A 21,623-nucleotide genomic window follows, 5' to 3' on the forward strand; every position below is an offset into this window, starting at 1 on the left:
TCATGGAACAAAATACGGACAACGTATTTAACTTCAGTGCAGGGCCAGCAGGTCTGCCTAAAGCAGTTATGCAGCAAGCACAACAGGAACTAATCGATTGGCAAGGCCTTGGTACTTCGGTCATGGAAATCAGCCACCGAAGCAAAGAGTTCATCAAAGTTGCAGAAGAAGCCGAGCAGGATTTACGTGATCTTCTGAATATTCCGGACAACTATAAAGTACTGTTCTGCCAAGGTGGTGCTCGTGCTCAGTTTGCTGCTGTTCCTCTAAACTTACTTGGTGATGCCGATACGGCAACTTACATCGATGGTGGTTATTGGGCTGAAAGCGCGGTAGCTGAAGCGAAAAAATACTGCGAACCAGACGTGTTTGATGCAAAAACAGAAATCAACGGGAAAGTCGCGGTTCTACCTGCAAGTGAATGGAAAATTGCTCCAGAAGCGGCTTACGTTCACTTCTGTCCAAATGAGACCATTGATGGTATTGAGATTAACGATCTTCCTATCACCGACAAACCGATTGTTGCTGACATGTCTTCGACAATTCTTTCTCGTGAAATTGATGTGTCGAAATACGGTGTGATTTACGCGGGCGCTCAGAAAAATATTGGTCCTTCCGGCATTGCTATTGCTATCGTGCGCGATGATTTATTAGGTATGGCGAAGCAGGTACTACCAAGTATTTTGGATTACACTGTTTTGGCAGAAAAAGAATCAATGTTCAACACGCCACCAACCTTTGCATGGTACCTGTCTGGTCTTGTTTTCAAATGGCTGAAGGCACAGGGCGGAGTAAAAGCGATTGAGCAAGTGAACCGCGCTAAAGCCGCGCTACTGTATGATTACATCGATCAGTCTGATTTCTACCGTAATGGCGTGCACTCAGCAAACCGTTCTTTGATGAACGTGCCATTTCAACTTGCTAAGCCTGAACTGGATGCAACCTTCCTTGAGCTAGCAGACTCTAAAGGGCTGAAAGCGCTAAAAGGTCACCGAGCAGTTGGTGGTATGCGAGCATCCATTTATAACGCAATGCCGCTTGAAGGCGTTCAAGCGTTAGTCGATTTTATGCAAGAGTTTGAGAAAAACTACGCGTAAGCTCAAACTGATAACTGATATTTGTTCTCCAAAGCGTCGCTATTGCGGCGCTTTTGTTTATCTCAACTCACATCATTCCAGGAAGGTAAAATGACCAAGGCAAATATTGAAGCGCTGACTAAGCAGTTCCCACTCTTGGCAGCACTTATTGATCTTGAAGAGGTTTGTTGGTTTAACCCCCATATCACTTCCTTGGAGGAAGGCTTACCTCATGTCGGGTTAGATGAAAAAGATATTCAAGCGGCGAGTGAACGGCTAGCACGATTTGCGCCTTATTTGATGAAAGCGTTTCCCGAAACGGAAACGTCGCGTGGCGTTATTGAGTCCGCAGTGGTGGATATTCCCAATATGAAAGTGCGTTTGGAGCAGCAATACGACACACCAATATTGGGCCATTTAATGCTCAAAAAAGACAGTCATTTGCCAATTTCTGGTTCGATCAAAGCGAGAGGCGGTATTTATGAAGTGCTCACTCATGCAGAAAAGTTGGCGTTTGAAGCCGGCTTGCTCTGTGAAAGCGATGATTACAGCAAATTGTTCAGCAATGAGTTTCGGCAGTTTTTTAAGCAGTACAGTATTGCAGTTGGCTCAACCGGCAATCTTGGTATGTCCATCGGTATCATGAGTGCGAAGCTGGGTTTTTCAGTTTCAGTCCACATGTCTGCGGATGCGCGGGAATGGAAGAAAAATAAGCTCCGGTCACATGGTGTTAATGTCGTAGAGCACCAAGAAGATTATGGTATTGCTGTCGCGCAAGGTCGTAAAGAGGCAGAAAAAGATCCCAACTGTTTCTTTATCGATGATGAAAACTCACGGACGCTGTTTCTAGGTTACTCTGTTGCGGGTGAGCGTCTTAAGCAGCAATTTGATGACTTGGGAATCGTGGTTGATGAGCATCATCCATTGTTTGTTTATCTTCCTTGTGGTGTTGGCGGTGGACCTGGTGGGGTGGCATTTGGTTTGAAGGTAGCATTTGGCGAGCATGTCCACTGTATTTTCGCAGAGCCAACGCACTCACCGTGCATGCTGTTGGGCGTACATACAGGCTTGCATGACGATATTTCGGTACAAGATTTGGGTATCGATAACATCACCGCCGCTGATGGTTTGGCAGTCGGGCGTGCCTCGGGATTTGTCGGAAGAGCGATGGAAAGGCTACTTGATGGTTTTTACACCATTGATGACGCTCGTATGTATCACCACTTGGGTGAGTTAAGTGAACTGGAAGGTATTAATCTAGAGCCTTCTGCATTAGCCGGTATGATTGGGGCAGTGCACGTCTCGAATAACCATGCTTATCAGTCTCAAATGAAATTTGACGAAGAAAAACTCAAAAACGCAACACATCTTGTTTGGGCAACTGGTGGGGGCATGGTTCCGGAAGATGAAATGGCGGCTTATCTCAAAAAATCTGGTCGGTAAATCAGCACTGTATACGTGCTTAATTAGGTAACTAATTAATACAGGAATAACAAAAGGGCTCATCGTTTGATGAGCCCTTCTCGTCACTGAAAATCGAATTATAGAGATTGTAATAGCTGGTAGTAACGACCTTTTTGAGCGAGTAGCGTTGGATGGTCGCCTTGTTCGATGATCTCACCTTGTTCCATCAAACAGATGCTATCCATACTTTCTAACTCTATCAGTCGGTGTGTAATGAATACTACTGTCTTATTAGCAAAGTGTTCATTGAAAAGCGCCATCACTTTTTGTTCCGTACGCTTATCGAGGCCTTCAGTCGGTTCATCTAAGAGTAGGATTGGGGCATCACGTAGCAATGCTCGAGCAATACCGATTCGGCGTTTCTCACCACCAGATAACTGACGACCGCCGTCGCCTAACCAAGCGTCTAAACCCGGCTCTTCAAGAAGTCCGCCAAGCTCGACTTTTTGTAAAATAGTAGACAGTTGCTCATCACTTGCGTCCGGAGCGGCCATGAGTAAGTTGTCACGTAGTGTCCCGTTTAGTACATCTACGCGTTGACTGACCACAGTCATTGCTGTTCGCAGGTCAGACTCGCTCCAATCTTGCAGTTTTGCACCACCGATTCGAACTTCACCTTGGTTAACATCCCAGTAGCGGCAAAGAAGCTGAATCAGTGTTGATTTACCTGAACCTGTTTGACCTACAATTGCAGTTTTAGTGCCCAACGGTAGTGAGAGTGACAAGTCTTTCAGTACCTTTTGCTGACCGTCAGGGTAAGTAAAATCTATGTTGTCGAATTCAATGTCTAACGTTGTGTCTTTATGTTTCGACTGCTCAGGGAAGACAACGTCAGGTTCAGCCAAAATTACTTCATTTAAACGACGAGCAGAGGTCAACGTTTGACCGAGATACTGGAATGCGCCCGCGATAGGCATCAGAATCTCAAAGCTCGCCATGGTTGCAAACGCAAACAGCGCAATCCAAGGATCAGGAGCACGACCACCTACGCCGTCTGCAGCAAACCAAAGCATCACAACCAGTGTAAGGCCGTTCACCAGCATAAGCAGGCCTGAAGCCATGCCCGTTAAATTCGCGTTCACAAATTGGTTAGACAGCAACTGCTTCTGCTTCTCTAGAATGAGATTACGATAACGTTCTTCTGCTCCAAAGATACTCAGTTCACTGTAGCCTTGAAGCCAGTCCAGTGTCGCCACTCGAAATTGCGCTTTATGATGAGTGAGATTCTCGCCATTGTTTTTACCCAGTTTATAGAACAGTACTGGCCATACAAACAACATGACGGTAAGAATCGAGCCAAGCAGTAGGGCGAGATGCCAATCAAAGAACGCCAGGATAGCCGTTAAACTCAATATGCCAAAAATACCAATCACGACAGGGCTGATAAGTCGAAGGTAAACGTGATCCATCGCATCTACGTCCGCTACTAGGCGGTTGAGCAGATCGGCATCACGCATCGTAGAAACACGACCCGGAATCAGTGGTGCAAGTTTCTTAAAGAAGAAGATACGTAGATCGGTAAGCAGCTTGAACGTTGCATTGTGGCTAACGACACGTTCTCCCCATCGACCTGCGGTTCGAGCCATTGCAGCGCCGCGTACCCCGGCACCTGGTAACATGTAGTTGAAGGTCTCACGAGCAACCGTCAAGCCTGCCACCGCTGCGGCTGAAATAAACCAACCTGATAGCGTTAATAAGCCAATAGATGCCGCTAAGGTCAGAAATGCCAGTAGCATACCTAGCGAAAGACCAAACCAGTGTTTCTTATAGAGTTTTAGATAAGGGAGTAAATCACGCATCTAAGTTCCCCTTGTCTGTTTCACGTTGTGCGAGGTTCGCTTCCAACATGTCTTTAAATAAGCCATCTTCTGTCGACAGTGTGGCGTAATCACCACGTTGAACAATCCGGCCGTCCTGCATAACAAGAATTTGCGATACGTTTTGTAAAGGCGCAAGTTGGTGAGTAATCATCAAATTCGTTGTGGCATGCGCATACTTGTTAATGCCTTCCATCACGAGTTTTTCACTGCGAGCATCTAAGCTTGCGGTTGGTTCATCTAATAACCAAAAACGACCATTTTGTAGCATGGCGCGAGCCAGTGCTAAACGCTGCGCTTGGCCGACAGATAAACCACCAGAACGATCAGATATCGGATAATCCAACCCATGCATTTCAACAAATTCAGCAGCGTGAGAGTCATTCAACACAGAATGTACGTCTGCATCCTGAATATTGTGCTTACCTAGTGTGATGTTATCTCGAATGCTACCGTGTAATAGCATCGGGTTTTGACCAATCCAGCTTACTGCCTCTCGCCATGTGGCTAGATCCAGTTGCGACAATTCACAACCATTAATCTTCAAGCTACCTTGATAAGGCATGAAACCGAGGATGGTGTTTACCAAGCTTGTTTTACCTGCGCCACTTGGTCCAACTAAAGCCGTACTTTTGTTGGCTTCAAGAGAGAAGGATAGGGGACCTGCGAGCTGCTTACCTTCCGGACTAAAAATGGTTAACTGGTCCGCTTCAATATGGATAGGGCTGTTTTTATCTAACGCTTGGGTACCATCTTTGATTTGATCGACTTCCAAATCCAGAAACTCGACAATGCTTTCTGCTGCCCCAACCGCTTGCTGTTTCGCATGATAGAACGTGCCCAAATCACGTAATGGCTGATAAAACTCTGGAGCAAGAATCAGAATGAACAAACCAGCAAAGAGCGTAACACCTGTGCCGTAGTAGCCGAAGTCCAGCTCCCCGATATAACTAAAGCCAAAGTAGACAGCGGTAATTGCGATAGAAATAGAAGTGAAAAACTCTAACACCGCGGAAGACAGAAACGCGATTTTCAGAACGTCCATGGTACGAGTACGAAAGACTTCTGAAGCACCCTTTAGCGTCTCAGTTTCAGATTTTGTTCTATCGAATAAGCGAATGGTTGTCATTGCTTGCAAGCGGTCATAAAAGTGACCCGACAAACGCTGCATCGCTTTAAAGTTTTTACGGTTTGCTTCTGCGGCTTTCATCCCAACCAGTGCCATGAAAATAGGCACTAGTGGTGCAGTGACCAGGAAGATCAAGCCTGCTGCCCAGTTTACTGGGAATACGACAACCAAAATGATGAAAGGCACTAGTACCGATAATGACATTTGAGGCAAGTAGCGTGAGAAGAAATCTTGCATATCTTCTACTTGCTCTAAGATGAGCGTTGCCCAACTGCCAGCAGGTTTGCCTTTGATGTAAGCTGGCCCAAGTTTATGAACTTTATCTAAAATGAGTTGGCGAATATAAACTCGAATTTGCTCCCCGCAACGGTAACCGGCAAGCTCTCGACCCCAGGTACAAGCAGCTCGACCGATAACCGTGCCACCGAGCCCAACAAAATGCCAAATGAGGTCGGCTTTGTCGACTTGGTCAATGATTAACTGGTGCAGAATGGAGGCGAGCAGGGCTGCTTGAGCCAATAAAAACACGCTTGAAAGTACGCCTAGGCCTATCGCAATCATAAGCCAGCGCTTGGCTAACTTACTTTGTTGCTTCAGCCACTTATTCAAGCTGCTTTGCTTTTTCTTATCCATCGTGAAGGCTTAATGATAATTGTTTTAATGAGGCGGTAGTATACAAAAGAAAACCCAGCGGGAATACCGCTGGGCTTTAAGGATATGACACAAATGTGAAAAGTTATTTGTCACCAAGTGAGTCTAAGAAACGTTCAGCATCTAATGCAGCCATACAACCTGTACCTGCAGAGGTGATCGCTTGACGGTAGTTGTGGTCCATTACGTCGCCAGCTGCAAATACACCTTCGATACTAGTTTGTGTTGCGTTGCCTTCAAGACCTGATTGAACGATGATGTAGCCATCTTTCATGTCTACTTGGCCTTCAAAGATTTGTGTGTTTGGCTGGTGGCCAATTGCGATGAATGCACCCATTACATCGATATCTTCTGTCGCACCGCTGTTCACGTCTTTAATGCGGACGCCCGTTACGCCCATATCGTCGCCCAGTACTTCATCGAGAGTGCGATCGGTATGAAGAACGATATTACCGCTTTCAACTTTATCCATCAGACGTTTCACAAGGATCTTCTCTGCGCGGAATGAATCGCGGCGGTGGATCAGGTGAACTTCTGACGCAATGTTAGATAGGTATAGCGCTTCTTCAACAGCCGTGTTACCACCGCCCACAACTGCAACTTTCTGATTACGGTAGAAGAAACCGTCACAGGTTGCACAAGCAGAAACGCCGCGACCTTTAAATGCTTCTTCAGACTCAAGGCCAAGGTATTTTGCTGATGCGCCGGTAGATATGATTAAGGCATCACAAGTGTACTCACCTGAGTCGCCTTTTAAACGAAATGGGCGTTGTGATAGCTCTACTTCATTGATGTGATCAAATACGATTTCAGTTTCAAAACGCTCGGCGTGTTCTTTCATGCGATCCATCAATGCTGGACCTGTCAGTCCCTCAGCATCGCCTGGCCAGTTTTCAACTTCAGTTGTGGTGGTTAGCTGACCACCTTGTTGCATTCCCGTCACAAGCACAGGGTTTAAGTTTGCACGCGCTGCGTAGACGGCAGCTGTGTATCCTGCAGGACCAGAACCAAGAATTAATAATTTACAGTGTTTTACGTCGCTCATTATGGCTCCAAAAAGGGCGTAACATTTCCCTCGATTGTATGGAAATTCTTAGTGCTTTAAAAGCATAAACAACGATTGTGATCGAATAATTGGTTATAGATTAGAACCCACTAAATATTGATAGAGAACGTTGACTTCTAGCATAAAATTCTATTCGTAGTAGAGAAGTCTAGTTTCAAATATTGTCAAAGCGTAAAACTGAAACATGGCTCTGTTTTTGTGGTTTGATTTGGTTTGTTATGTTGTTTTCGTCGTTTTGTTGAAGCTATCAACGTTAAAAGCTGGTAATTGCAGAATATTTGCGTAACCTAGTGTGTAAATTAAATGTTAATTAATGTGCCTCATTAAAGGAGCAAATGATGTTACATTCACGTGAGAATACTCTACATTTAACACAGCTCAGCATGGCAGCAATTGAGCAGCTTTCCCCATCGTTTGAAGAACTGCCTCGTACCGAACATGCAGATGGTCAGTATCGACTACGACGTTATTCTGTGGTTGGTTTTGATAACGGCAAAGTCATCGACTTAAATAAAAATAGCTTTGTTCAATCCTCTGATATCAACCGATTTCAAGGTGATGTTGTAAGACAATTCGAGCCAATTGAGAAGGATATTCTTACCAGCGATGGATTTCGAGAAATGTGTGAATTGTTTGTCAATGCGAATCATCTGCCAAACGGTCAAGAAATAGAAATTCACCAAATCCGTATCAGGGCACTGGAAGAAGAAACCCAAGTAGCACCTGAAGGTGTGCACCAAGACGGTTTTGATCACATTGCAATGGTTGGTGTGGGACGCCATAACATCATCGGTGGCGACATCATGCTGTACAGCAGCCATAACCAAGCCCCATTTTTCCGTAAAGTGCTAGAAACCGGAGAGGTCGCAATCTTGGCTGATAGCAAGCTGTGGCATAACGCGTGCCCAATCCGCTCTGTTATTGATGACGAAGCGGGCCATATGGATGTATTTGTACTCACGGCTACGGATAAGCGTAATGAACTTCAATCTTAATCAGATCAGAGAGCAATTTCCGGCGTTGGCTCAATACCACAACGACAAGCCCGTGACGTTTTTTGATGGTCCAGGTGGCTCACAAGTGCCTCAATTAGTACTAGACAGCATGGTAGGGTATTTAGGTCGTTTCAACGCTAACTTAGGCGGGCATTATTTTTCTAGCCAAGTGACCGTTGACGTAATGCAAAATGCGCGTGAGTCGGCTCAGGCTCTACTTAATGCCCCTTCATCTGGCAATATTGTCTTCGGTGCCAATATGACCTCACTAACCTTTCAGCTTAGTCGCGCGATTAGTCGAGATTGGCAAGTAGGAGATGAGATCATTGTTTCCGCTTTGGATCACTATTCAAATGTATCCAGCTGGCAGCAAGCGGCAGAAGATAAAGGCGTTACGGTTCATCAAGTTCGTATCAACGAAGAAGATTGTACGCTGGATATGGAGCATTTAAGCCGCCTTCTTTCTGATAAAACGCGCCTTGTCGCTGTGACTTATGCATCGAACACGACGGGCTCTATTGTGGATGTACAGCAAGTAGTCAGCATGGCGCACAATGTTGGGGCACAAGTTTATGTGGATGCCGTCCATTATGCGCCTCATCATTTGGTTGATGTTCAAGCGTTAGGTTGTGACTTTTTAGCTTGCTCAGCTTACAAGTTTTTCGGACCGCACGTTGGTATTGCTTACATAGCCGATCAGTGGCTCCACAGTATTCGCCCTTACAAAGTCGAGCCTGCCACTAATATAGGTCCAGGTCGATTTGAAACAGGAACGCAAAGTTTTGAAGGTCTTGCTGGTGTCGTTTCTGCGGTTGAGTATCTGGCTCAATTTGGTGAAGTCGGTTTACCTCTTCGCCAACGGTTGGAGCAAAGCTACCAACTGTATGAACAACATGAGCAGCGCTTGAGTGAGCGTTTCTTACAGCGTTTGAATGCATTAGATGGTGTCAATCTATTCGGTATCGCAAAGGAAGATAGCCAACTCCGCACGCCAACTTTTGCGCTAACGTTTGACCGATATTCTCCAGAATTCATCGCGAAAACACTGGGTGAACATAACATTTGTGTATGGAATGGTCACTTTTATGCGTTGGGCTTAGTTCGTCAACTTGGTTTAGAAGAATCGGGTGGTGTAGTGCGAATTGGTTGTATGCATTACAACACAATAGAAGAAGTCGATATGTTATTCGATGTGCTAGAAAGCATCCTTGACGCATAACTAACGATTTCTTCCTAATAGAAAAACAAAAGCTCGAGTCAAACTCGAGCTTTTTTCGTTTTTATTTGAATCAACGCGTTTTACAAGCGATTACTCACTAACTTCAACTTCAACTTCAACTTCAACTTCATAGGAAGTGAATTTTCTTACATTAATAACGCCAGTATCAAAGATGAGGTATTGACCTTTAATGCCTTGCAAAGTGCCAGTAACAACCGGGTTTTTATCGAAGTTATGCGAAGTGATCTTCGTTGGGTGCTGTTGTACCGGGTAGCTAAGGTCGGTAATGCTTTCGTTTAATACTTCAATGGCATCTTCGCCGAATTGCTGTTTTATCTCGGCAATTTTCTCTTCGACTAAAGGCAATAGCTCAGCAAAACGGTCCTGCAATGCCATAGGTTCACCGTCACCTTTAAGCAGTGTGCGCCAATTGGTCTTGTCTGCGATATGTTTCGCCAGTTCAACTTCAATTAAACCGGAGATATGGCGAGTTTTTACTTTAAAAATTGGCAAGCCCTGAGTCGCGCCTTGGTCAATCCAACGAGTCGGGATTTGAGTATGACGAGTAATACCAACTTTTAAGCTGGATGTGTTGGACAGGTAGACAAAGTGATCCACCATGCAATTCTCTTCACCCCATTGTGGTTCGCGACAAGTCCCTTGATCGTAGTGGCAGGTCTCTGGCTTCATGATACACATGTCGCAGCTTGCTAGCTTTTTCATGCATACAAAACAGTGGCCTTGCGAATAACTCTTTTTCGTTTTCTTTCCACATGAGCAACAAAAAATATTGCCAGTGTGAGTCAGTGTGAGCGTTTTACCCAGAAACGGAGTTAAGTCGATTTCTTCCTCACCGACAGGAAGACGGTAGTTGACGGCACCGTCCAGAGAAGCACGCATTTTGTTTAGCGTGCCAGTTGCAATTAATGACATGACATTACTCATTATTGTGTTTTTGCACAGTATATACTGAAGTGGAGAAGAGATGCAGGGTTGACAGGAGCTTTAAAGTAAATGTCTTGCACTAAATTATTATGCATCGTGTTTTATTTTCTAAAAATTATGGCTGTGAAATGCTTCGCAAATAGAAGTTGAGCTGCACTTTTTAGAAATTTTAAAACGTGATAACGGTTCAAAATCCGTTACTATGTGTCGAAACTAAGAATTGAATGAGAAAGTGATTTTATTTCTTGATGAATCACCTTGATTTCATTTTTTGAAATTATTGAACCTCACGTATTGCATATAATCTCAGCAGGTCACTTGCTCATGAAGTGGATCCATAACTTTATCTTTGCTCTTTCTATTTGCACTATCAGTTTGGTTGCCCTTTATAGTGTGCTTGGCGATACGCGAAAGCTGACCATTACACCTGAGCATTTCAATATCTATGCAACTAAAGATGCCAGTGAAGGAGGTGTGAGTGAGGCTGATATCACATACGATCGGCAAAGCCTAGTTCTTAGCTGTGAACTAAAGCAGAGCTCGTATGCTTGGCCTTACTGCGGAATCTCGGTTTATACCGATTCAGCAACGCCAACACAGGGTATTGACCTTTCCAACTACCATACGATTCGATTGAAGGTGCGATATGAAGAGGCAGGAATAGGGGCTAACCCTAGCCACGACCTACGTTTGTATCTTCGCAATTATAATTCTGAGTATTCCAAGCCGGACGACGAGTACACCATTAAATATAATGGCATGCAGTTTTCTCCGTCGGGTTCGAGCGATATTGTCGAAATTCCGATTAAAAATCTTCAGGTGATGACCTGGTGGTTAGCGGATAACGGAGTCGCGATTGAGCACTCTGCACCTGAATTTTCAAACATCACACGTATTGATATTGCAACTGGGTCTGGTGCGGCACTTGGTAAACATAGAATTGTGATTGATAGAATTGAGTTTGAAGGCGCTTACCTTGCGCAAGAAACATTGTTGTATGCATTATTACTCTCTTGGATGGCGCTTGGACTGGCTTTTTCACTGCATGAGTTACGAAAAAATAGAGTGGCTTATGAAAAAGCGCAAAAGCGTCACCGTCATTTGGAAAAGGTGAATGATACTTTGCGAGCTCAAAACTATGAGTTTGCAGAGTTAGCGCATCGAGATGCTTTGACGGGCGCGATGAACCGATATGCTGTGCAACACTGGCTGGAACAACAATCTCGTCAGGTTCGCTGGGGGCATAACACCTTCAGTATTCTCTATTTGGACTTGGATAAGTTTAAAAAGGTGAACGACAAATTTGGGCACCAAATGGGGGATGACATATTGCGCGAATTTGTCATGGTGGTAGCGACTTCTATTTACTCAGACGATCGACTCGTTCGTTGGGGCGGCGAAGAGTTTGTCGTATTTTGCCCTGATACCAATATTGAACAAGCGCTAGAGAAGGCAGAAATGATTCGCAAAAATGTGGAGGATCATTTGTGGGTGCACGGTGAATCATTAACTTGCAGTATTGGCGTTGCCCAAATGCAGAATGAACGCGTCTCAGAAACCATGGCGAGAGCTGACGAAGTGTTGTATCAGGCGAAGCGCAATGGTCGCAACCGAGTGGAAGCTCATTATGGTTTACTTGCTTGCGAAAAGAAGCAAGCCTGATAGTCGTTCACTAAAAGGAAAGAAAAAAGGTGGCCAACTGGCCACCAAGAGGGAAACTGCTGAACACCACTTAGGGGGGGAAGTTTGGGTTATCGATACGATTACCGTGAGCAGCAGTGTAATGCTAATCGAACTTGCTATTTTTACCAGAACAACCAAGCGAAAAGCGTTAGTGCAGCAATACAGGCAATGTTTAATACGAAACCAATTCGCATCATTTCTTTTTGCTTGATATGACCCGTACCGAACACAATCGCGTTTGGAGGTGTTGCAACTGGTAACATAAATGCACAAGATGCAGCGACGGCAATCAGTGCAGAAAGAATAACCGGAGACATACCCAAGGCTTCTGCAATGGTCGCAAATACAGGGACAAGTAGCGCAGCACTGGCGGTGTTACTCGCAAACTCAGTCAAGAAGACAACAAAAGCAACCACTGCAAGAATCGTTAAGAGAATACCGGCTTGCTCAAGGAAGCCTGACAAGCTATGAGCCAAAAATACGCTTGTTCCGGTTGTTTTTAGGACGTTACTCAGACAGATACCACCACCAAATAGGATTAACACACCCCAGTCGGTTGTTTTCTCAATATCTTTCCACTCGACGGCGCGAGAAGCACCAAGTAGAAGGATGGCGCCAATAGCTACAAGAGTATCGAACTTCGCGAAGCCACCCAGCATAGCGTTAATAGGCTTACTGAATATCCACAACGTCACGGTCAGTAAGAAAATCGCCAACGTAATCATTTTGCCGTTTGTCCATTCGACTGGTTGATGGTCAAGGTCAAACTTGTGGCTAAGGTCAGGCTTAGTCATCGTGTACAATACGAGGATAGCGATTGGCATTAATACTAGGGAAATAGGTACACCAAACTTCATCCATTCAGTGAAGCTAAGGCCAACTTCAGCTGCTGCAATTGCGTTTGGTGGGCTACCAACCAGTGTTGCAATACCACCAATTGAAGCACTGTAAGCTATACCGAGTAGAACAAACAAAAAGGTGTTGTGGTTTTTCTTGGCGTCTAGCTTTGCCATCACACCCAGCACAAGCGGTAACATCATCGCGGCGGTGGCGGTGTTTGAAATCCACATTGACAGGCCAGCACTCACACCAAATAGCATGAATACAGCGACAGACATTTTTCCTCTTGCCAGCAATAGTACTTTATCTGCAATAGCTTGATCTAACTTTTGTTTATGTAGAGCCGCAGCTAGTGCAAAACCACCCAAAAATAGAAAAATGATGGAGTTGGAAAAGTTATTCAGTGCGGCTTGAGTGTTGAACACACCCAAAAATACCGCAAGTAGTGGTATGAGCAGCGCAGTAATGCTGACGTGAATCGCTTCGGTTAGCCACAAAATAGCAACAAAAACTAAGATGCTCAGGCCGGTTACTACTTGTGGTTCAAAGGGTAAGGTATTAAACAAGATAATGAACAATAGGATATTCGCGTTCAAAATCATGCTGTTGCGAGTGAAGAACCAATTCTTCAATGTCACAGCGAGTGCGGTCATGGGTAGTGCTCCTTTTGCATTGCCTTTTGTCGGTTTTTTTATGGCAAAGTAACTGACTTGTAGTTATTTATTGATGAAATGTTACTTTGAATGCGAAAAAGAGTTTTGCCTGAATCGTAGAGCAAATTAGAAAGTGTGATGTTGAGAATTGGAAATGGGTAGAAAACTACCCATTTGTTTTATAGAAATGTTACTAGGCTTGTGAGCCACGTTATTCCTCTATTCGACGGGGACTTGAAGAGGCTCGTTAGCTGCTTTATTTGGCTCTTTTACTGCAACGATAGGTTCTTGAGGGCCAAGGAACTTAGGCTGCGTATTGATAATATACAGGTCTAAAAACGCTTTCACACGGGCTAGCAGTTCTCGAACACGCATCGATGTTTTTTGCTTGTTGGCCGTCGGCCCTGCTACCGCGAGACACTGCGCATCAATGCTGTAAGCATCAGCGATGAACAGTGCGCGTTCACAGTGAAAGCGCTGAGTCACAATCAGAAATCGCTCCGAAGCAAAAATTTTTTTTGCTCGTACAATCGAATCTAAGGTACGAAAGCCAGCATAATCAAGGTGAATCACTTCTTCAGGCACGCCTGCTTTAAGTAAGTCGCGTTTCATTGTCCACGGTTCGTTGTATGAACGGTGGGCGTTATCACCACTCAATAAAAACTGTTTTACTTTGCCTTGGTTGTAAAGCTCAATCGCCGCATTAATGCGATGAGTGTAGTAAGTGTTGAGGATCTTTCCGATGTATTTACTGGTACCAAGAACTACGGCAACCTCATGTTGAGGGATTTGCTCGTATTCAGTGAAAATGCTCTCTTTGGCTTGTAAAACCACCCACCGGTCGATGGCAATAACAGAAACAAGCAGACTAAGTGCAGAGATCGACAAAATCAAAGCAAATCGCTTCCAGGAAAATTTCAGCTTCCACTTTGATCTTATGCGAGAAAACAACAAAACGTTTTATATCCTTAACTAAAAATGTAGTTCTCATCATATCTGATAGAAACAAAAAGAGAGAAGCCCATTTATGCCAAAATCTGGTTAGGATGATAAAAAAATAAAAGCCCCTACATGGTAGGGGCTAATTATTAAACGAATTGTCTCAAGCTTAGAACGCAGTGCGCTTGTAGCGGCGATAAACAGGTTGCCAGAACGACTGTTCAATCGCCACGTTCAATGCTTCATCAGTAATTTCTAATGCGACACCTTGTTCAATTGCCTTTTTACCAACGGCAAATGCGATTTTTTTCGATACTAAGTGGATCTCTTCCAGTGGTGGAAGTAGTGCCCCACGACCGTTGATTGCTAGAGGAGAACATGTTGCGAGCGCGCGGCTTGATTCCATTAGCATCTCGTCAGTGACACGTTTTGCATTGACAGCAAGTACACCAAGGCCAATGCCTGGGAAGATGTAGCTGTTGTTACATTGTGCAATAGGGTAAGTGCGACCTTCATGAACCACTGGCTCAAATGGGCTACCTGTTGCAACCAGTGCTTCACCATTTGTCCAACGAATGATGTCGTTCGGTGTCGCTTCCACGCGGCTTGTTGGGTTCGACAGTGGGAAGACAATCGGACGCTTACAGTGTTTATGCATTTCTTCGATGACTTCTTGGCTAAATAGGCCAGGAGCACCAGAAACACCAATTAGTACCGTTGGCTTGGCGTTACGCATAACATCGAGTAGTGAGAAGCCATTTCCTTCATTTTCCCACTCTTTCGTATTGGTATGCTTTTGCACCAAGCGTTGTTGGAAATCAAGAAGGTTAGGCATGCCTTCTTGTAACAGACCCCAACGGTCAACCATGTAAACTTGTGAGCGAGCTTGCTCGTCAGAAATTCCTTCCGATACCATTTGTGCGATGATCGCTTCTGCGATACCACAACCAGCAGACCCTGCGCCTAGGAAGGTAATACGTTGTTTAGAAAGCTGAGTTCCTGCTGCTTTACAAGCTGCAAGTAGAGAGCCAACAGTAACAGCAGCAGTACCCTGAATATCATCATTGAAGCAACACACGCGGTCTTTGTAACGCTCAAGAAGAGGCATCGCATTTTTCTGAGCAAAGTCTTCGAATTGGATCAAAGCATCAGGCCAACGGCGCTGTACCGCTTGGATAAACTCTTCTACAAATGCATCGTATTCTGCACCCGTAATACGAGGATGACGCCAACCCATGTACATCGGATCAGCTAAGCGTTGCGGGTTATTGGTACCCACATCAAGCACGATTGGTAGCGTGTAAGCAGGGCTGATACCACCACACGCGGTATATAGTGACAGTTTACCGATAGGAATACCCATGCCGCCGATACCTTGGTCACCCAAGCCAAGGATACGTTCGCCATCTGTCACAACAATCACTTTAACGTTGTGGTTTGCTGCGTTGTTCAGCAAGTCGTCAATACGGTCACGGTTCGGGTATGAAATGAACAGACCGCGACCACGACGGTAAATGTTAGAGAAGTTTTCACATGCTGCGCCAACAGTCGGCGTGTAGATGATTGGCATCATCTCAGAAATGTGATTTTGCACTAGGCGGTAATACAATGTTTCGTTGGTGTCTTGGATATTACGCAGATAAATGTGTTTATCCATATCGCTTTCGAAACTTTTGTATTGCTGGTAGGCACGTTCCACCTGCTCTTGGATAGTTTCGGTCGACTCTGGAAGCAGACCTTCTAAGTTGAATGAACTACGTTCTTCAGCAGAGAATGCACTGCCTTTGTTCAAAAGAGGGGTTGCTAAAAGAGCCGGACCCGCATATGGAATATATAGTGGGCGTTTATCGTTGTTCATTGGGTGCCTTATGTAGGGTTGAAGGATGCGCACCAAATTTTAACGGGTTCACTATTTAGTTGTAAACATGCGTTGATGCACATCAATGTAATGTCGCAAAAAAATTCAGATACCGACGAAAATATCGGCAATATTGGTTGTTTAGAGATACCTAAAGCAGGATTTTTTTACTTGGGTATAATGTTTTGCATCATCAAATCAAATCCAATTTCTATGTTTCAACTACCTATCGACAGCCTGCAAGCTGAGTTTGACCATCATGTAAGCCTTAACCATCTTGTGGTGGAAGCCGAAACCGGGTCGGGTAAATCTACTCGCTTGCCCATGTGGGCGGCAAAACACGGACGCGTTCTGGTTATTGAACCACGTCGAATTGCTTGTACCTCGCTGGCTGAATTTCTTGCGGAGCAATCTGGAGAGCCAATAGGTCGCAAAGTCGGTTACGCGATCAAGCTTCATGCCTACTTTGATGAAAAAACCGAAGTTGTATTTGTGACTCCGGGGGTTGCACTGCGTTGGTTTTCGGAAAACAAGCTAGCAGACTTTGATGTCGTGATAGTGGACGAATTTCACGAGCGACGCTGGGATATTGATCTATTAACCGCCATTTTGAAGCAAGAAAATCAACATCGATTGATCGTCACTTCCGCTACCTTAGAAGGCGAAAAGCTAGCGCGTTACCTGGATGCTAAGCGTCTGCGTTCGGAAGGACGTTGCTTTCCAGTCACGGTGACACATCGTTCCACAGACAGCCGCTATTTACCGAACAAAAAGGGATGTGAACAGGAAGTTGTCGGAGCGGTAAAAGAAGCACTGGAAGATGAAGATGGCGATATTCTTGTTTTTCTCCCAGGACGTAAAGAGATCGCCCAATGCGCGCAGATGCTACAAAGCAGCAGTGATGTCATGGTGGTTAAACTTCATGCCTCGGTCAGTGATGAAGAACGACATCGTGCGCTGACGGTACAAAAGCAACGGAAAGTCGTATTGGCAACCAACGTCGCGGAAACCTCTCTGACCATTCCTAATATCCGTGTGGTAATCGATAGTGGTTTAGAGCGCAGAACTGTACAACGAAATGGACGTACAGCACTGACATTAACCAACATTTCTAAGGCCAGTGCCGCGCAGCGAATGGGGCGAGCAGGTCGCGTTACCGAAGGGGCTTGTATTCGTCTATATGGTGAGCACGCGCCTTTAGAGTTGGTGACACCTCCAGAATTACACAGAGAAGAGCTCGTCGAGCCCATGCTGGCAGCGGCTTGTTGTGGGTACCGTCTCTCAACACTCGATTTTCTCGACTCAATTCCCCCAAAGTCGCTAGAGGCATCTCATTCGACGTTGTTATCTATGGAAGCGATTGATGAGGATGGCAATGTCACGCAGCATGGGAGAAAAGTATATCCACTACCCATTGATGCACTGTTTGCCGATCTCGTTACCAGAATTCAAGCGAAGCCAGAGAAGGAAGCAATGATTGATTTGGCTGCCGCCTTATCTGTGCCTGCGCAGCTCTATCAGCGACAAAGTGGTGAAGTTGCTGAGCTTCTATCTCAAGAGGAGCCATACGGGTGTGATGCCTCTTTGCTTATCCGTTTGGTTCGGGGGGAGCGACTTCCGGGCATTGTCATTGATGCCAGCGCACTCGAAGAGGCGCAAGGTTTAGCGAAACAAATGCGAGAAGTATTTGAATTACCGGAACTTGACGTTGCCTCTCGATATAAACGTGAAGCGCTCTTTTTCTCCATCGCCTCATTGCACCCTGAGCTTGTGTTTGTCCGACGAGCTCGTCGAAGAGATGCTCTAGGAAATGGCGTAGTCGAGATGCTGGTTGGGCGTAACAGCCGCTTTCCTGATAAAGAAGAAGCGGCCATCGTGCTAGATAGCCATAGCGTGCCAGGACGAGGCGTTAAGCAAACACTAAACCTCGCATCGGTTATGATGCCTATCCCGCTGACGTTATTACGCGAACTTGAGCTAGGGGTATGGCAACAAGGTGAGACGAATTATGAAGAGGAGACCCCAAGAGCAACGATGCATTTTGTCTACGCCGGACGAACAATCTGTACTGAACACCAAGCGTTACAAGGTGATGTTGCTGTTCAGTCTATTGTCGAAATGATAGAAGACGAGACACTGTTACCAGGTTTTGCTTCTCAAAGAAAACAGCAAATCCAACACTGGAAACTCTACAACGCATTGGGCCTTAATGTCGAAGGAGAAGAGGTTAACGACTTGGCCTCCTTGACATTTTCTCGCTGGTTAAAGGATCAGTTGGAAACATTAGGCGTTGAAAACACCGATGATATGGCGTTGTTTGAACCAGAAGACTTAACATTTAACGGTGTTCCAGAATGGGAATACGACGATTTCACGGAGCAGTACCCTTTAGAACTTTCGCTGCCAGAACTCCAACTGGATGTTGAGTATTACGCGTCTCGCAAGCTAGTACAGGTCGTTTATCGAGAGGGAAACCGTAAGGGAGACCCGAAGCGTTGGGAGCTGCCACGTTGGGCTGGTTGGAAGATACAGTATAAAAAGGCCAGTCGAGTGATTGATGTAAAGTAGGTCGGCGGATGACGTTGTGACAAGAATTGATATTTTCTTGGTGAATCTATAATGATTTCATATTGATAGCGTTACTTGCGTGTTGTTTTTAGTTTCTTAATTGAAATATTAATCAATTGAATGCTTATATATGGCGAAGCTGTACATCAGTTGTTACAAAGCTGGTTTTAATATTTCCTTTTGTATGTAAATTAGGGCATAAAAGACGAATGTTTTATATCCCATTGCTATATCAAAACAGTTGAACGATATTTGGTATATCTCATTTTCGAGTGTCGGGGGCATAGAATGGATCAACAAGGAAAGACGTGCATTGAATTCGACTACACTAGCTTTTTAGGAGCGACAGGTAGTAAAAAATGGACCTTTTTAGAGGCATTTGCCACCATCGCGCCTATTTTCGGTTTGATGTGGAAACAGAACATTGCGGAATTGCGCAAGCCTGAAGATCGGTTGTGGGATGCCGCATTAAAATCGATGTCTTCTCGTAAAAGTGATGAATCCAATTTGGTCCGCTTAACCCAGTTAGCTAAACATGAAGGGATCAATGAATTGCGAGTCGTTATGCCATATTCGCTCGATGTTCAGCAAATCGAGTACATAGAATCTCGCAGTCAGTTGAAAGTGGACACGTCAGAACAAGATGTCCTTAACATCAAGTTTTAGGCTGAGCATTTCCACTTCGTCGATGTACCACTTAACAATAGTGCAATGAAAAGCGACCTCAAAGTAGGTCGCTTTTTTATTTTGAGGTTTTTGTCACAGGTCTTGGAAGTGTGATGAATATAGAGTATTTGCACTTAAATTAACAAAAATGTAACGTTTGGAAATGCAATTGTCATAACTAGCTTCTAACTTTGTGTTTTTAGGACAAATTACCGACTAAGTGGTTGGTACTGTAAGTTCGAATTAACGTCCCTTATTGGCACACAAGGATGATTGAGTCACCACGTCATTTGGGCATAAAAACAAACACAATAAGAAAGGAAGTCAATATGTCTTTGTCTCGTCGAGACTTTATGAAAGCTGCCTCTTCAACGGCGATTGTTACCGGGCTGGTGGGCTGTGGTAGCGATGCTAGTGAATCTGTTGCGGTTACCTTTGAGCACGGAGTGGCGAGTGGAGATCCTACTCAAACACAAGTAATCATTTGGACTCGTGTTACAACCTCAGCGAGCTACGCAGATGTAAGCTGGCAAGTTTCATCTAACGAAAATTTTACTGATATCGTGCAAAGTGGCACTTTTGCCACAGACACGAGCCGAGATTTCACGGTAAAAGTCGATGTTCAAAATCTCAACGCAAATTCTCGTTACTACTATCGATTCATGGTTGGTGATGTCACTAGCGAAGTCGGGCAAACTCAAACATTACCAGAAGATGGTGTAGAAAAGGCATCCATGGCGGTTGTTTCTTGTGCAAACTATCCTGCTGGCTATTTCCATGTGTACCGAGAGATTTTAAATCAACATGAGCAAGACCCGTTTGATGTGGTGCTTCATCTCGGTGATTACATATATGAGTATGGTGCTGGTGGCTACGCTAATGAAGATGCTGAGGCACTAGGGCGAGAGCCAAGCAAAGGCACTGAATGCATTACCTTAGATGATTACCGAAAACGGTATGCGCAATATCGCCAAGATGCTGATCTGCAAGCGTTACATGCGAGCCTACCAATGATTGCTGTCTGGGATGACCATGAGCTTGCAAATGATACTTGGAAAAATGGTGCGGAAAACCATCAAGAAGAGGAAGGCAGTTTTAATGATCGTCGTGCAGCTGCGGCTGCCGCGTGGACAGAATGGTTGCCCGTTCGTGAAAACACTTTCTCAAACATGCTGATTTACCGTCAGTTTTCGTTTGGAAGTTTAGTCAATTTGATGATGCTCGACACGCGACTTGTGGGGCGTGATAAACCGTTGGATTATTTCTCGCTCAGCTCACCAACGATGGAAGCTATTGGCGGTTTAGTTGCCCAGTCGCGCAGTCAAGACCGAGAGCTGTTAGGCGGTGACCAACTCGCTTGGCTGATGGATGCGTTCAGTACGCACGACGCAACTTGGAATGTGCTAGGGCAACAAGTGTTAATGTCTCGTATGGAGTTGCCAAGTTCGGTTATGACCGCGATGTTTCAATTGTTTACTGCCACTGAAGAACAAAAAACAGAGGCGTTATTAGCGGTAAACTCTGCGATTACGGGTTATCTCTCTGACCCAAGTTTAGATACCATTGCTTTGCCATATAACCTAGATGCATGGGATGGCTACTACGTTGAGCGAGAGAAAGTTTATCAACTGGTCAAAGCCAGCAGTGGTAACTTTGTCTGCTTGGCCGGAGATACGCACAACGCATGGGCAAGTGAGCTTAAAGACGTATCTAAGCATCCTATCGGGGTAGAGTTTGCGACTAGCTCTGTGAGTTCCCCTGGGTTAGAGGCCTACCTCGCGTTAGACCCTGTCGCGATCGCTCAAATGGAATACACGCTGCCGCACTTAGTGTCAGAATTACAGTGGGCAGACATCAAACAGCGTGGCTTTATGCGCGTTACTTTTACGCCCGGCAAGGCAGAGTCGACCTGGTATTTCGTATCAACGATTAAAGACAAAACATATCAGGTGACGACCAAGTCAGCCTCTACAACAGATGGCACTACGTTAAATATCGGCTAAACTGAGCCTAATACGAAAAAAGTCCGCAAGCTAGTGCGGACTTTTTATTGG

Annotated in this window: 15 protein-coding genes; 8 read left to right on the plus strand and 7 right to left on the minus strand. The window is 45.0% G+C overall.

From position 1 onward, the window contains the following. Positions 1-2: 2 nt before the first annotated feature. Both serC and R8N28_RS06415 read left to right on the plus strand, forming a co-directional pair. The gene (gene serC / locus R8N28_RS06410) at positions 3-1,097 is read left to right on the plus strand and encodes a 3-phosphoserine/phosphohydroxythreonine transaminase (protein WP_005378000.1); all 1,095 of its coding nucleotides are present in this window, start codon (positions 3-5) and stop codon (positions 1,095-1,097) included. 90 nt (positions 1,098-1,187) lie between these two features. Next, a complete protein-coding gene (locus R8N28_RS06415) occupies positions 1,188-2,519 on the plus strand; it encodes a D-serine ammonia-lyase (protein ID WP_064353825.1) in 1,332 nt (443 codons plus the stop codon). Positions 2,520-2,617: 98 nt separating this feature from the next. Here R8N28_RS06415 and cydC read toward each other — a convergent pair whose 3' ends face one another. From cydC to trxB, 3 genes are all read right to left on the minus strand, one after another. Beyond that, on the minus strand, positions 2,618-4,339 hold the full coding sequence (gene cydC / locus R8N28_RS06420) for a heme ABC transporter ATP-binding protein/permease CydC (RefSeq protein ID WP_065274397.1): 1,722 nt from the start codon (positions 4,337-4,339) through the stop codon (positions 2,618-2,620). Then, positions 4,332-6,119, minus strand: a complete 1,788-nt coding sequence (cydD, locus tag R8N28_RS06425; RefSeq protein ID WP_065274398.1) for a heme ABC transporter permease/ATP-binding protein CydD — start codon at positions 6,117-6,119, stop codon at positions 4,332-4,334. The genes cydC and cydD overlap by 8 nt, the downstream gene beginning before the upstream one ends. A gap of 103 nt (positions 6,120-6,222) precedes the next feature. After that, entirely contained in the window at positions 6,223-7,182 is a 960-nt protein-coding gene (gene trxB / locus R8N28_RS06430; protein WP_005377991.1) for a thioredoxin-disulfide reductase, read from the minus strand. Positions 7,183-7,541: 359 nt separating this feature from the next. Between trxB and R8N28_RS06435 the strand changes: the two genes are divergently transcribed. Both R8N28_RS06435 and R8N28_RS06440 read left to right on the plus strand, forming a co-directional pair. After that, positions 7,542-8,198: a 2OG-Fe dioxygenase family protein gene (locus tag R8N28_RS06435; protein WP_005377989.1), complete on the plus strand. Its 657-nt coding sequence runs from the start codon at positions 7,542-7,544 to the stop codon at positions 8,196-8,198. After that, positions 8,182-9,417, plus strand: coding sequence for a cysteine desulfurase-like protein (locus R8N28_RS06440; RefSeq protein WP_065274399.1), 1,236 nt, complete (start codon positions 8,182-8,184; stop codon positions 9,415-9,417). Before R8N28_RS06435 ends, R8N28_RS06440 begins: the two co-directional genes overlap by 17 nt. A 90-nt stretch (positions 9,418-9,507) precedes the next feature. On the opposite strand, the gene R8N28_RS06445 is transcribed toward R8N28_RS06440, so the two are convergent. Then, positions 9,508-10,350: a DUF2797 domain-containing protein gene (locus tag R8N28_RS06445; RefSeq protein WP_262635300.1), complete on the minus strand. Its 843-nt coding sequence runs from the start codon at positions 10,348-10,350 to the stop codon at positions 9,508-9,510. A gap of 336 nt (positions 10,351-10,686) precedes the next feature. Here R8N28_RS06445 and R8N28_RS06450 point away from each other — a divergent pair, with 336 nt between their 5' ends. After that, positions 10,687-12,024, plus strand: a complete 1,338-nt coding sequence (locus R8N28_RS06450) for a GGDEF domain-containing protein (RefSeq protein ID WP_065275066.1) — start codon at positions 10,687-10,689, stop codon at positions 12,022-12,024. A gap of 143 nt (positions 12,025-12,167) precedes the next feature. On the opposite strand, the gene R8N28_RS06455 is transcribed toward R8N28_RS06450, so the two are convergent. The 3 genes from R8N28_RS06455 to R8N28_RS06465 all read right to left on the minus strand — a co-directional run bounded on the left by R8N28_RS06455 (position 12,168) and on the right by R8N28_RS06465 (position 16,335). Continuing rightward, positions 12,168-13,538, minus strand: a complete 1,371-nt coding sequence (locus R8N28_RS06455; RefSeq protein ID WP_065274401.1) for an SLC13 family permease — start codon at positions 13,536-13,538, stop codon at positions 12,168-12,170. 219 nt (positions 13,539-13,757) lie between these two features. Next, a complete protein-coding gene (locus tag R8N28_RS06460; protein WP_005388862.1) occupies positions 13,758-14,492 on the minus strand; it encodes a vancomycin high temperature exclusion protein in 735 nt (244 codons plus the stop codon). A gap of 154 nt (positions 14,493-14,646) precedes the next feature. Next, complete coding sequence (locus tag R8N28_RS06465) at positions 14,647-16,335, minus strand: NAD-dependent malic enzyme (RefSeq protein ID WP_005377977.1); 1,689 nt, start codon at positions 16,333-16,335, stop codon at positions 14,647-14,649. Between the two features lie 213 nt (positions 16,336-16,548). On the opposite strand from R8N28_RS06465, the gene R8N28_RS06470 reads away from it, so the two are divergent. The 3 genes from R8N28_RS06470 (at position 16,549) to R8N28_RS06480 (ending at position 21,572) form a co-directional block, all read left to right on the plus strand. Further along, the gene (locus tag R8N28_RS06470) at positions 16,549-18,903 is read left to right on the plus strand and encodes a helicase-related protein (protein WP_065275067.1); all 2,355 of its coding nucleotides are present in this window, start codon (positions 16,549-16,551) and stop codon (positions 18,901-18,903) included. A 288-nt stretch (positions 18,904-19,191) separates the two neighbouring features. Next, the gene (locus tag R8N28_RS06475) at positions 19,192-19,569 is read left to right on the plus strand and encodes a hypothetical protein (RefSeq protein ID WP_005388859.1); all 378 of its coding nucleotides are present in this window, start codon (positions 19,192-19,194) and stop codon (positions 19,567-19,569) included. A gap of 329 nt (positions 19,570-19,898) precedes the next feature. Then, positions 19,899-21,572 (plus strand): alkaline phosphatase D family protein, encoded by a 1,674-nt coding sequence (locus R8N28_RS06480; RefSeq protein ID WP_065274402.1) that lies wholly within the window; start codon positions 19,899-19,901, stop codon positions 21,570-21,572. Positions 21,573-21,623 lie beyond the last annotated feature (51 nt).

Source organism: Vibrio sp. Vb1554 (assembly GCF_033344235.1).

What these genes read in the sequence shown, in the direction of transcription:
- serC (WP_005378000.1), top strand. Translation starts at nt 3, where the DNA reads ATGGAACAAAATACGGACAACGTATTTAACTTCAGTGCAGGGCCAGCA.
- R8N28_RS06415 (WP_064353825.1), top strand. Translation starts at nt 1,188, where the DNA reads ATGACCAAGGCAAATATTGAAGCGCTGACTAAGCAGTTCCCACTCTTG.
- cydC (WP_065274397.1), bottom strand. Translation starts at nt 4,339, where the DNA reads ATGCGTGATTTACTCCCTTATCTAAAACTCTATAAGAAACACTGGTTT.
- cydD (WP_065274398.1), bottom strand. Translation starts at nt 6,119, where the DNA reads ATGGATAAGAAAAAGCAAAGCAGCTTGAATAAGTGGCTGAAGCAACAA.
- trxB (WP_005377991.1), bottom strand. Translation starts at nt 7,182, where the DNA reads ATGAGCGACGTAAAACACTGTAAATTATTAATTCTTGGTTCTGGTCCT.
- R8N28_RS06435 (WP_005377989.1), top strand. Translation starts at nt 7,542, where the DNA reads ATGTTACATTCACGTGAGAATACTCTACATTTAACACAGCTCAGCATG.
- R8N28_RS06440 (WP_065274399.1), top strand. Translation starts at nt 8,182, where the DNA reads ATGAACTTCAATCTTAATCAGATCAGAGAGCAATTTCCGGCGTTGGCT.
- R8N28_RS06445 (WP_262635300.1), bottom strand. Translation starts at nt 10,350, where the DNA reads ATGTCATTAATTGCAACTGGCACGCTAAACAAAATGCGTGCTTCTCTG.
- R8N28_RS06450 (WP_065275066.1), top strand. Translation starts at nt 10,687, where the DNA reads ATGAAGTGGATCCATAACTTTATCTTTGCTCTTTCTATTTGCACTATC.
- R8N28_RS06455 (WP_065274401.1), bottom strand. Translation starts at nt 13,538, where the DNA reads ATGACCGCACTCGCTGTGACATTGAAGAATTGGTTCTTCACTCGCAAC.
- R8N28_RS06465 (WP_005377977.1), bottom strand. Translation starts at nt 16,335, where the DNA reads ATGAACAACGATAAACGCCCACTATATATTCCATATGCGGGTCCGGCT.
- R8N28_RS06470 (WP_065275067.1), top strand. Translation starts at nt 16,549, where the DNA reads ATGTTTCAACTACCTATCGACAGCCTGCAAGCTGAGTTTGACCATCAT.
- R8N28_RS06475 (WP_005388859.1), top strand. Translation starts at nt 19,192, where the DNA reads ATGGATCAACAAGGAAAGACGTGCATTGAATTCGACTACACTAGCTTT.
- R8N28_RS06480 (WP_065274402.1), top strand. Translation starts at nt 19,899, where the DNA reads ATGTCTTTGTCTCGTCGAGACTTTATGAAAGCTGCCTCTTCAACGGCG.